Below are 11,638 nucleotides of genomic sequence, written 5' to 3' on the forward strand. Positions count from 1 at the left end.
CACACATTATAAAAACAAAGAGGCATCTCGTGTTTAGCAACCATCAAATATCCGAACAAACACTACCAGATTTCACCCAAGCTGACTTTAAACCGCTGGATAAACTGGCAACCAAAGAAGCATTGATTGGCACCTTTGTATTTTTATTACCCGCAAGTATCGCTGTTGTGATCTTTCTTTATTTTTTATCGCCAGTTGAAAATATCATAATCGCATTGGTTGCAGGTGCATTAGTATTGATAAACTTATACGTAGCTTGGTTTACCAAGCGTAGCGTGGCAATGACATCTATCGCACTAAGAGAGCACGATTTACTATTAAAACGAGGGGTCATTTGGCAACGCACCATCGCCATTCCTTTTAATCGAGTTCAACATATTGAAACCCACCGTAACCCTATTGAACGTAAACTCAAACTCGCCACGTTAAAATTGTTTACTGCTGGCGGTGCAGGCGCTGATCTCGAAATTCATGGCCTTAGCCAAGAACGCGCCAGTAAACTAAGACAATTTATCTTGGCAAACACTGCAAGCGAGCGTCATGACGATGAGTAATAGTAATACAGCCACTTGGCAAAAATTATCGCCAATTGCGATTATTTATTTTGTGCTGCACTTTATTGTGCGCTTTGTAAAAGACGGACTCATTAATATTGCGCCAGCCTTTGCTATTTGGGTCACCCAAGTTGAGAATAAACTATTTTGGTTTGCTTCAGGTGCCAGCGTATTAGCATTGATTTTAGTGACTTACGCGACTCTTTATTACTTTAATTTTCGCTACAAAGTGACCGAGCACGAAATTATTTTGCGTAAAGGTGTATTTAAAAAAGAGCGCGTCACACTTAACTTTGCCAAAGTACAAAACGTTAATTTGGCAATTCCATTTTACTTTTCGCCATTTTCAGCAGTGAACTGCCACTTTGATGCTGCGGGTTCGGCCCAGCAAGAGGTTGTGTTACCGGGGGTATCGGATCATTATGCAAATACGTTGCGCGACCAAATATTTAATTACCGAGCCAAGCCGCAGCAAACCGAGCAACAAAGCGAATCGCAACAAGCTGCGCAGTCACCTGATTTAACATTAGCGAATTTTGAAGTGGCAAAGTTTGGCTTAATGTCTGGCATGATGTTTTTAGTATTGGCAGCACTTGCGCCTTTCACTGAGCAAATTACTGACTATATTAAACAAGACTTTGCCGCGCCGCTTACACAGTTTTTTAATAATCTTGTGACCAATAATGAATATGCCGAGATGGCCGCGGGTGCCACCATTATTCTAAGCGGTATTGCCTTGTTTGTATTCGCATCGGTACTGGGCGCAGTTATCCGTTTTTACAATTATGAACTTAGCTTAGAAAACAACAAAATAAAGCGTATTTCAGGATTATTTGAACGCCATCAAATGTCGCTAAGCGTTAGTAAAATTCAGTCAATTGAAGTCAAACAAAACTGGATTGCAAAACTGCTTAAACGCTACACCATTAACTGCAAACAAATTAATAACAGCCATGCAAATACGGTAAAAAAAGGACAGTCGTTAATTGTGCCTGTACTGACAAAAAGCCAAGTGAACGATGTAATGAATTTATGCTGGGATAAACAGTTAGACATTACCAATGTGCCATTTCAGCCAATCGCCATTAACTACTTTTACAAGACTTTCGTGCTTTATTGGCTACTGCCTATTTCCATCATTAGTGCCTTTTTGTTTAAACCGCTACTTGATGGCGCGTGGCCAGTATTAATTGCGCCATTATTACTGGGTGTGGTTTTGAGTTTTTTGCGCTACAAACGCTTTGGCTTTTACTTTGACGGAGAGCAAGTGTTTACTCGAAAAGGGCTGATTGGCGTAAGTTATAAAGTGTTTAAAGGCTTTAAAATTCAACAAATTGCTACTACACAAACACCGCCAATGCGCAAACAACACCTTAGTTCATTGCGCTTTCAGTTAGCGAGTGGTGGCATTAGCGTGCCCTATTTACCACAAAGTGACGTAAATGACGTTATGAACAGACTAGTGCTGCTGGCAGAAACATCGAAAAAGCGCTGGATGTAACCATCAATAATTAAGATTATCCGCTTATCACTATTATTTTTTTTAGTTTTATGCGTGCAGTAAGCTAGCCCGCATAAAATTAAAGGAACAAATAATATGAAAAAGTCGCTACTCTCATTGATGGTTGCCGCAAGCTTTGCAACCTCAGCCAACGATAACTGGCAAACCATTGAAACTGAGAACTTTAAAGTTCATTTCCCGAAAGCTTACCAAAGCTGGGCTACATCGGCTGCCAACGAGCTTGAGGTTGTTCGCGAAAAAGTAAAAGAGCAACAAAATCGTGTATTAGAAAAACAAGTTGATGTGATTGTTTTCGATCCTTACAACCAGTCAAACGGTTTCGCTATTCCAAGTAGTGTGGACCCTATGATGGCATTTTTTGCCACACCACCTCAGTCAGATACCGTGATTTCAAATAGTTCTGGCTGGCAGCAACTACTCGTATTACATGAATATGTGCACTTAGTGCATTTAGCACAGCCAACACGCAGTGAGTGGCGTCAAAAGCTACGTAATTTCTCAAGTGCCTATGATATTGCTCACAACCCGACACCACGCTGGGCTGCTGAAGGCTATGCAACGCTGCTTGAATCGCAAATGACTGGCCGCGGCCGTTTACACGATAACTATGTTGAATCACTAATCACGCAATTTGCTAAAGAAGGAAGTTTGCCAAGTTATAGCCAGCTAAGCGAAGAAGACGGTGGCTATATGGCAGGTTCTATGGCATATCTCGTTGGTGTGCGTTTTTTACAATGGCTTGAGCATAACTACAGCAAAGAGCAATTAGATGCAGTATGGACACGTATGCAAGCGATTAAAAAACGTGACTTCGATAGCGCGTTTACCGGCGTATTTCTTGAAAAGCCAAGTAAACTGTATCGTCGCTTTGTTGCTGAATATACCCATAAAGCACTAACACAAGAAGAGAATCAAACCGCACTTGAAACGAAACGCTGGTTCGATCTCAATCACATTCAAACAGCGCCGAGCCTGTCACCAGATGAAGACAAAATTGCCATTGTTAGTAAAGACAAAGACGGCAATACCAAGCTCACCATTTATGCAACAGAAGAAAATGCTGAAGCTATTAAAGAGTTTGAAGAAGCGCAAAAAGAGCTGCTAGAAGACGACGCAAAAGATATTGCAAACAGCAAACCCACCAGCTTCAAAAAAGAAACAAAAGAAACCCTTAACTCAATTAATCGCAAAGGTATTTTAAACCCAGTTTGGCGTGATAATAGCACGCTTGTATACGGTGCATTTAGCGTTGCCAACAACGAAATGAATACACTGCACCAAGATCTCTTTAGCTGGAACAGCGAAACTGGTGAGACCAAACAACTTACTCAGTTTGCTAACGTGCGCCGCTTTACCTTAGCTGACAGCAATACAGCTTATGCCGAGCGCGTTGAATATGGCTACTCACAGCTGGTAAAAATTGATTTAACGTCGGGTGAAATGAGCGATTTAACCCAACCGTCTCTACAAACCGTTTACGACTTCCCGCAATACAAAAATAACAAGCTGGCTTATCTTAAAACTGAGCTCAACCAAAATTGGGCGCTATGGGTAAAAGATTTAACATCAAATAACGATGTAAGTGTGCCAATGCCAAAGGGCTACCAATTTTTGTCATATCCTAAATGGAGCGAAAATGGCGAAAGTATTTACTATGTTGCAGGGGTAAATGGTCAAACTAATCTTTATCGCTATACCTTTGCATCAGATAAGTTAGAACAGCTAAGCGCTGGGCAGCAAGTTATGCAATACCCAATGCCAAGCAAACAGCATGGTTTACTGTATTTAGCGGTTAATTCTGAAGGCCCTGATATTTACCAACTAAGTGACAATGCAAGTGTAACTGAAGTAACAGAGCGCGCATTATCACCAAAAGCTGCGACCGATAAAGCTGAGCAGCCAAGCTTACCGCCAGCGAAAATTTATCAACAAACGGCTGGCGCACAGCGCGATTATTCGCCATCAAATCAAACAATGTCGTTTACACTTGCTGAGCAATACAATAGTGCCAGTACTGCACTGTTACACGTGGGTGTAAAAGGTAAAGATCTGCTCAATAAGTTGAGTTGGCAATTTGGTGGCGCAATCGACAATAAAAATGCTTTAAACGGTGCTTATTTAGACGTGAAATATCAACTCGATAAATGGCAATTTTTAGCACACGCATTTGATTATAAACTTAAAGCCGCAAATCAATATCAACACCCGGATGTACTAGCTGCTGAGGAAGACGCTACAGGCGCCTATCTGCAGGCCAGTTACCCTTATCGCAACGGAGCATTTAAATTAAATAGTCATCTTGCGTATAGCTACAAAGATATTGGTGATAGCCATAACCAATGGCTTGCTCTTGGCGCGAATCAAATTTGGCAACGTGATTGGCAAACATTTGCGATTGGTCAAACTGCGTCTGCACGTATCTACAGTGGTGATAGCTCACATGGCAGTTGGCAAGGCTTTGATGCAAACGTAGCGCTATTCGGTAAAGCTTGGAATATGCCACTTTACGTTGATTACCAAACAAAACAACGTGATGACATGCTAATGAATATTGGTGGCTTCGCGTCCAGTTTAATTAAGCCAGAAGCACAAGCTGATCGCTCACTCATTAATGAACTACCGTTTTATACCGCATTAAGTGATGATTATCAGCGCTTTGGAGCTGGGTTTGCGTTTAAGCAAAATACACCATGGCTTTATGTATCGCAGCATGAGCTCAATAACAGCGAACTCGCCACTAGCTACGGAATTAAGTTAAATAGTCAATTCGACTTTGCCGTTGCACCTTCTGTATTAAATGATATTAATATTGATTTTGGCATAGCAAAAATTGAAGGCGATACCATTCAAGATGAGGTACGGGGGTGGATTGGTCTATGGTATAGCCTGTAACAACCGATTAGAAAAGTAAAAAAAGAGAGGCCCAGCTAAGCCTCTCTTTTTTAATTATTGTGCCGGCATTTCTGCGGCATTCCAACGCATATCTAACTGCTTTTTATCTGCGTCGGTACATGTAGCGCCCGCTTCGTGTAAGCAAACAGTCAGTGTATCTCGCTCAAACTGCTCAAGCGACATTTGCATCGATTTGCCCGCTAACGTGAAATAAGCAATACCATTATCAAGATAGAATGGTGTGTCTTCATACTCACCATTTGCATAGCTAACGCTGAGTGAATATCTAGGTTCGTTTTCCCCATCACTGACATATGACTCACTGAAGAAATAATCATTTTCTTGACCGTTTGGTAAGTGCTCCCTTAAACGCAAACTGTTCAACATGCCGTAATCAAATTGCGTAATATTGATGCCGTCTTGTTTTACTATGCGCGTAATTTTACTAATACCGAAAGCTCGCTCACCATTACTGCCAAAGCCTGACTCTGTGAGCATAACAACATACTGGTTCGTGTCTTTAGCAAATAAACGATAAGATGTTTGCCTCGACAAAAAGCAGCGCCCACCACTGTCTGTTCGACATAGTTCAAGTGTATCCCTATCTAAATACGTTTCTAATTGCAAAATACCGTTTTCATCGATACGAGCAACCTTTTCGTCCCTGTCGATATCCTCTCGCACAATCAGGTCATCATAAATAATTAAGTTTTCCGAGAACTGAATGCGCTGTCCTGTCACCTCTTTAAAATGACCTACAATGTCATTTTCGTTAAAGCCTGTTGCAGTTTGTTGCTTCACCATGATGCCGTTACGTGCGAATTGCTGGCCGCCATTGGTTACATTTGCAACAAACGCATAACCGATTTCGTCTTTATGTGTCACATAGTAAGTAAAGCGAGTCTCATTATCACCACTACCAGAGATTATCTCTAAATTGCCATTAGTCACTTGCCACTTGGCATTATTAGTATAAAAATCAACACTTGGCACTTCAATGCTGGCAGAGCCGTCAGCCATCAGATTAGCAACTGCTGGCTCGGTGAAATAGAGGCCCTCTGGTGTAAATACATCATCAATAAACCACGTTCCCAGAAAATCCGCTTCGGATAATTTGGCCGCGTTTTGTTTTTCGGTAAATCCGCCGTGCACCACATTGTCATAATTACCCTCTACAACAGTGCCATTCTTATCGACAAGGCGAATACTTTCATTTAGAACTCCTTCGATCGTGTTACCACGCTGAAAAACAGTATAAAACGCAGACGTTAATAACTGCTCTTCATAAGCGTCAGTTTTTTCATTGATATGATGAACACCCATTCGCAGGGTAATAGGCACTTTATATTCCAGAATTAATATTCCTGCCTCATCAATAGACCATTTAAGTTCGCCGCTATTACCATTTTCTAGCACTGTATTGCCCGTACCATCTGGGTTTAGCGTATAGTGGCGGCCTATGGTGTACAAATTAAACCCAGGTGAAAAAATTAACTGCTTAGTTTCATTAATTGCAGGATAAGTAGTTGTTTCAGCAATTAGCTTTTGATTATCATCCGTATCCGATGGATAGCTATCCAGCATACGCTCTCTAAACTCACTGATTAATAAGTCATTTCCAAACAGCTGCCCAAGTGTTGTAACCCCTGTAGGTAAGGGATAGGTTTCACCCTGGTTACCGTTAAGTAACATATGCAGTACATTAGCGTTGATTGCTAATTCCCCTGAATAGATCCTGTCATAATTGTTTTCTAGCTGCTCTGTGGTTGTAATGTTTTCTCTATCATCAAGCATGTAATATAGAGCCGTTGATATAGCACCAACGCTAACGCCAGAGTACTCATCCTCAGTTAATATATTATCGTTGCCTGCACGTTGCTTTAACTCGCCTAATGTCAGCAATTGTGAAACAAAATTAAACTCCGGGAAAAATACCGAATTACTAGGCGCGGATAGCTTAACTAAATGCGAGTCATAGCTTTCTTCAAGTTCAACGGGTAAGCTGAATTCACCGCTTCCATTGGTAGTTGCTGTAACAATTTTATCGCCAACCGTTAAATTTACAGCTGAATTAGCGCCATTATTAACGCGACCTTTCAATGTAAATACTTGAGTTTGCGCACTTGCTTTTACTAGCAGCTGATGCTGTGCAGTCGCAACTGCGCCATCATCGTCAGTTACCGTAACGGCAATAGTAACTTGCTGATCTTCATCGATATCTGCTGTGGTGACTTTTACTTGTGCTTTATCGGTATCGTTTAACGTGACTCCTTCGCCACTTATTAGTTGCCAGAAATAGCTGACAATTTCGCCATCGTTATCGCTGGCAGTAGCGGTAAGGTTAAGCTCACTCTGCTCATCAACCTCAGAAACCCCATTAATTACCACATTCGGCGCTTGGTTATTTGCGTTATCTACAATTGTAAGTGTGTGTTCATCGCGCGCTGTTGCGCCATCATTATCGGTTACCGTTACGCTAATGATGATTTGAGTATCGCCATTTACATCTGGCAAAGTGAGATCGACTGAGGCTTGATCGCTATTGTTTAAAGTAACGTTCTCACCCGATGTGATTGACCACGCATATTTGCTGATCGAGCCATCGCTATCGCTAGCCGCAGCATTAAGTGTTACTACGCTCGCTTCTTGTGCGCTGTTATCTCCATTAATAGTAACAGTTGGCACGCGATTGCCCTGATCGGGGTTGGGCGATGTATCGTTATCAGACGAGCCCCCACCGCATCCGTATAGAAAAACGGATAGCGCAGTACTGCAGGCTAAAAATCTAACAGAAGAATGTGAAGATTTCATTGAATATCCTTATTACTGAGGAATCACAAACAATCAATGTTTATGACCTGCATGCAATTCCTTTTACATGTTTAAAGGTATTTTCGTTGCGCCAACAAATGACACAACGAGTAAAAACTGTACCAAAGTTAGAGTCAGACTAAAACCCTAAGTTCCACATCAATTGTTTAAAAACGTAATCAAAGCGCTTTTTCTATCGCTTGCTTTAATTCATCGCTTTGTGGTTTTACACGAGAGCCAAAATGCGTGATTGTTTGACGGTCTTTACTTACCAAGTACTTATTAAAGTTCCAACTTGGCGATCGCGTTTTATCTGCTAAATGTTTAAATATAGGATTGGCATCACTGCCTTTTACATCACTCGTTGCCATCATATTAAACGTCACACCGTAGTTAATAAAACACATTTCGGCGGTGTCTTTCTCATCATTTTCTTCTTGAAAAAAGCTATCTGATGGAAACCCCAACACAACTAAACCCTGTTCTTTATATTCTTTATGAAGCGCTTCAAGTTGTTCAAATTGAGGTGTAAAGCCGCAGTTACTTGCAGTATTCACAATCAATAGTGGCTTATCTTTAAACTGGCATAAATTGATGCTTTCTTTAGAGCGTAGTTTGCGGACATCTTGGTTGGTAAAGTCGTTACACTCGGCAGCCGAAACTGAAAATGCAAACAGTGATGGCGCGAGCAACGAAGTTAACACAATATTTTTTAAACGTTTCATAAGTGATTCCAGTTATTTTAATATAACCAGTATACGGTTATTTTTACTTTTAAGATCGAACAAAATTTGAATTATTTTGCACATTTACATTTGGCTCACTTAACATCGACTAGTTTGACTGGCAACTTACTTGGCGATTTTGTAAAAGGCAGTCAGCTTAGTTTTCTGCCAGTAGAGTTGGAATTAGGAATACGTTTACATCGTGGCATCGATAGCTTTACTGACGCCCACCCTGTGTGCCAACAATTTAAAAGTGAGTTTACAGAGATGCGTCGTTACGCCGGAGTTGGGCTGGATATTTTATTTGACCATTTACTGGCAAAACAGCTAAATGCTAAATATCAAACTTTGTGCACCTCCTTCTATCAAGTTTTGCAAGCTGAGCTTGCTCTGTACGGAGCAACTTTGCCCGAAAAATACCTAATCAAAACGTCGCGTATTATTAACGAAAACTGGTTTGCGAGTTACAGTCATCAGCAAGGTATTGAACTCGCCCTGCATAACACAGGAAAACGATTCAGAAATGCCGTTCCACTCGAAATATTAATGGATTGGTACAATGATAACTCTGATCGCATAGAGTCAAACTTTCAATTGCTTTACCACGATACCACTCTGTTTGCTCTAGGCAAACGAGACGAGCTTACTGCTCGCCTAAACTGATTGTAATGCGAGTATCGCTGCTTTTATCGTTGCCAATCATCTCATCATACGCTGTTTGAAAATGCAGACTTGCACGGGTAAACCCTAGCGACTTTAAACACGTTTCAGCCTCAAACATTGAGTTAAAAACCATGATTTTATCTTGCTCATCAGAAAGGGAATAAAAGTTTCCGTCTTCATCTTCCGCGCCAACTAAATAATGATTCGCATCTGCATAGCCAAAAATGGTTGGAATAAGCAAATGTCTTTCTATTTGATTTTTAAACTCATCTTTACGCATAACAATTACCTTATTGGGTGACTTTTTAAGCAATACGGAAAAACTTCGACATTCGTTCAAACTTTTTCAAAGTCACTACGTATTACTAAAAGAGGAGTTAAAAATATGAAGAATACTGTTTACTACGATGCACAATGCCCGCTTTGCAGCAAAGAAATTTCACTTTGGCGCAAGCTATCTGGCGAGCGCTTTGAATTTAAAGATGTTCATTCGCAAAACTTTCCTCGGCAACAACGAACGAATATGCTGAAGCTATTACATTTGCGAGACGAAAAAGGCGCCTGGCATATCGGGTTGAACGCAAACTTTAAACTGTGGCGCTCACACCCGATTGGCTGGGTCAGTTATTGTTTTTCAATTCCCGGTATTTATTGGCTGGTGAATCATTTTTATAATGTTTGGGCTGAACGTCGTTATGAAAAACGTTATGGCTGTGAACAATGCCAACTTTAAAACAACCCTCTACCGCAACCTGAGAATTCCTTGCCGTTAAACTGGCCAACTACGCTGGATGCAAATTTTTGACCAGACATTGAATCGGTACATGGCTTGTTAATAATTTCAAATAATAGCGTGTTTTGGCTTTCAGTTAGCTCAAACAAGCTGCTTTGTTCGGTTTCAATCGGTTCTTTATAAGGTAAGACAGTCTCAAACTGGCCGTAGTTAGTAAGATATTTAACGTGAACATTTGGTGTTATTTCAATTAACCAACCAGGTTCATTGCCAACTGCGCGAAAGCTAACACCACGAAACTTTGCGTCTTGCCAAATAGCTTCTTGACGGTTGTTAACACAGTTTTTATAAAGTGTTTGCTGGTAATTCACCATCGCATTGTCACCCTTTAACCAAACGTAATCCGCTGCTTTTTGATATTTCGCACCCGATGCCGTTCTGGTTGGCTCAAGCGCAAGCGTTTGCTGAGGCAAAAACGCCCATAGCGTTTGCCCCTCTAATCGTGCGACAAAGCTTAAATCATTTTCGCACTCAAACATCATGGTGACAGCATTTATTGATGAATCTGTTTGTGCGCTTTCACTGTTTAACTCAGACCCAACTGAATTACATGCACAGAGCATCATTAAACTCAAAAGCAAAAAAACATGTCTTAACATCTTGATTCCTTTTACAGAGAAAAACACTATAGTTGTAAAGTAGTTATACCAATATATTTAACAGAATTTGGATTAACTCTGCGTGAATTATAATTGAAGGAATAAAAAATGGCAGGAGCAAGCTTACTCACCCTCATAGATGATATCGCGACTTTGCTCGACGATATTGCGGTAATGAGCAAGGTAGCAGCAAAAAAAACCGCAGGTGTATTAGGTGACGACCTTGCCTTAAATGCACAACAAGTTTCTGGCGTAAAAGCCGATCGCGAGTTACCCGTAGTATGGGCAGTGGCAAAAGGTTCCTTTGTAAATAAGTTAATATTAGTGCCATTAGCATTGCTTATCTCTGCATTTGCACCGTTTTTGATAACGCCACTATTAATGCTTGGCGGCTTATTTTTGTGTTATGAAGGCTGTGAAAAAGTACTTGCTCCTTGGCTGCATGGTAAACATGGCGAGCAAAAAGAGCCGCAGATAGATATTCACGATAAGCATTACGAGCAACAAAAAATCAAAGGCGCTATTCGCACCGATTTTATTCTCTCTGCCGAAATTATTGTTATTTCATTAGGCACAGTTGCAAGCGAAAGCTTTAGCTCACAGCTCTCGGTATTGAGCGTTATCGCAATACTCATGACGATAGGTGTGTACGGCTTAGTGGCGCTAATTGTAAAAATTGACGACGCAGGGCTGCTATTAATAGAGCAACCTCATGTTTGGCAACAGACCATTGGCAGAGGGCTGCTTTCTTTCGCCCCGTATTTGATGAAATTACTGGCAATTGTCGGCACACTTGCAATGTTTTTAGTTGGTGGCGGTATTCTTGTCCATGGCAGCGACTTTTTACATCATCTTGTAGATGAGCTCACTTCAGCAATCAATCTGTTACTTAATACAGACCTAAACTTTTTATTACCTACATTATTTAATGCCATTATCGGTTTTATCTCAGGTACAATTGTAGTCGCAGCAACACTTTTGTTTACTAAAGTGAAGAAGCAAATACGCCGCGCATAAAAATATGAAGTAGATCATGTAACACTAAATTAGCGCTAGCTGTTAGCAACAAAATAGCTGAC

The 11,638-nt window shown here is 40.8% G+C and carries 10 protein-coding genes; 6 read left to right on the plus strand and 4 right to left on the minus strand.

All coding sequences use genetic code 11. From position 1 onward, the window contains the following. Window positions 1-29 precede the first annotated feature (29 nt). The 3 genes from ACXAFE_RS13810 to ACXAFE_RS13820 all read left to right on the plus strand — a co-directional run bounded on the left by ACXAFE_RS13810 (window position 30) and on the right by ACXAFE_RS13820 (window position 4,968). Window positions 30-554 (plus strand): PH domain-containing protein, encoded by a 525-nt coding sequence (locus tag ACXAFE_RS13810; RefSeq protein ID WP_475153495.1) that lies wholly within the window; start codon window positions 30-32, stop codon window positions 552-554. Next, the gene (locus tag ACXAFE_RS13815; protein WP_475153496.1) at window positions 547-2,055 is read left to right on the plus strand and encodes a PH domain-containing protein; all 1,509 of its coding nucleotides are present in this window, start codon (window positions 547-549) and stop codon (window positions 2,053-2,055) included. Before ACXAFE_RS13810 ends, ACXAFE_RS13815 begins: the two co-directional genes overlap by 8 nt. A 96-nt stretch (window positions 2,056-2,151) precedes the next feature. Further along, complete coding sequence (locus ACXAFE_RS13820; protein ID WP_475153497.1) at window positions 2,152-4,968, plus strand: TolB family protein; 2,817 nt, start codon at window positions 2,152-2,154, stop codon at window positions 4,966-4,968. A 54-nt stretch (window positions 4,969-5,022) separates the two neighbouring features. On the opposite strand, the gene ACXAFE_RS13825 is transcribed toward ACXAFE_RS13820, so the two are convergent. Both ACXAFE_RS13825 and ACXAFE_RS13830 read right to left on the minus strand, forming a co-directional pair. Further along, window positions 5,023-7,779, minus strand: coding sequence for a PKD domain-containing protein (locus tag ACXAFE_RS13825; protein WP_475153498.1), 2,757 nt, complete (start codon window positions 7,777-7,779; stop codon window positions 5,023-5,025). A 179-nt stretch (window positions 7,780-7,958) separates the two neighbouring features. Beyond that, the gene (locus tag ACXAFE_RS13830) at window positions 7,959-8,504 is read right to left on the minus strand and encodes a glutathione peroxidase (protein WP_237131355.1); all 546 of its coding nucleotides are present in this window, start codon (window positions 8,502-8,504) and stop codon (window positions 7,959-7,961) included. Between the two features lie 66 nt (window positions 8,505-8,570). Between ACXAFE_RS13830 and ACXAFE_RS13835 the strand changes: the two genes are divergently transcribed. Further along, window positions 8,571-9,167 (plus strand): acyl carrier protein phosphodiesterase, encoded by a 597-nt coding sequence (locus ACXAFE_RS13835; RefSeq protein ID WP_475153499.1) that lies wholly within the window; start codon window positions 8,571-8,573, stop codon window positions 9,165-9,167. On the opposite strand, the gene ACXAFE_RS13840 is transcribed toward ACXAFE_RS13835, so the two are convergent. Next, the gene (locus tag ACXAFE_RS13840) at window positions 9,148-9,447 is read right to left on the minus strand and encodes a DUF6482 family protein (protein ID WP_475153500.1); all 300 of its coding nucleotides are present in this window, start codon (window positions 9,445-9,447) and stop codon (window positions 9,148-9,150) included. The two genes, ACXAFE_RS13835 and ACXAFE_RS13840, sit on opposite strands and share 20 nt — an antisense overlap. A gap of 105 nt (window positions 9,448-9,552) precedes the next feature. Here ACXAFE_RS13840 and ACXAFE_RS13845 point away from each other — a divergent pair, with 105 nt between their 5' ends. Then, entirely contained in the window at window positions 9,553-9,900 is a 348-nt protein-coding gene (locus tag ACXAFE_RS13845) for a thiol-disulfide oxidoreductase DCC family protein (RefSeq protein WP_475153501.1), read from the plus strand. Here the strand turns inward: ACXAFE_RS13845 and ACXAFE_RS13850 are convergent. After that, on the minus strand, window positions 9,897-10,559 hold the full coding sequence (locus tag ACXAFE_RS13850) for an MliC family protein (protein WP_475153502.1): 663 nt from the start codon (window positions 10,557-10,559) through the stop codon (window positions 9,897-9,899). The two genes, ACXAFE_RS13845 and ACXAFE_RS13850, sit on opposite strands and share 4 nt — an antisense overlap. Before the next feature lie 108 nt (window positions 10,560-10,667). On the opposite strand from ACXAFE_RS13850, the gene ACXAFE_RS13855 reads away from it, so the two are divergent. Then, entirely contained in the window at window positions 10,668-11,576 is a 909-nt protein-coding gene (locus ACXAFE_RS13855) for a DUF808 domain-containing protein (RefSeq protein ID WP_475153503.1), read from the plus strand. Window positions 11,577-11,638 lie beyond the last annotated feature (62 nt).

Source organism: Pseudoalteromonas sp. ABV4_021 (assembly GCF_056159365.1).

What these genes read in the sequence shown, in the direction of transcription:
- ACXAFE_RS13830 (WP_237131355.1), bottom strand. Translation starts at nt 8,504, where the DNA reads ATGAAACGTTTAAAAAATATTGTGTTAACTTCGTTGCTCGCGCCATCA.
- ACXAFE_RS13815 (WP_475153496.1), top strand. Translation starts at nt 547, where the DNA reads ATGAGTAATAGTAATACAGCCACTTGGCAAAAATTATCGCCAATTGCG.
- ACXAFE_RS13845 (WP_475153501.1), top strand. Translation starts at nt 9,553, where the DNA reads ATGAAGAATACTGTTTACTACGATGCACAATGCCCGCTTTGCAGCAAA.
- ACXAFE_RS13850 (WP_475153502.1), bottom strand. Translation starts at nt 10,559, where the DNA reads ATGTTAAGACATGTTTTTTTGCTTTTGAGTTTAATGATGCTCTGTGCA.
- ACXAFE_RS13825 (WP_475153498.1), bottom strand. Translation starts at nt 7,779, where the DNA reads ATGAAATCTTCACATTCTTCTGTTAGATTTTTAGCCTGCAGTACTGCG.
- ACXAFE_RS13820 (WP_475153497.1), top strand. Translation starts at nt 2,152, where the DNA reads ATGAAAAAGTCGCTACTCTCATTGATGGTTGCCGCAAGCTTTGCAACC.
- ACXAFE_RS13855 (WP_475153503.1), top strand. Translation starts at nt 10,668, where the DNA reads ATGGCAGGAGCAAGCTTACTCACCCTCATAGATGATATCGCGACTTTG.
- ACXAFE_RS13840 (WP_475153500.1), bottom strand. Translation starts at nt 9,447, where the DNA reads ATGCGTAAAGATGAGTTTAAAAATCAAATAGAAAGACATTTGCTTATT.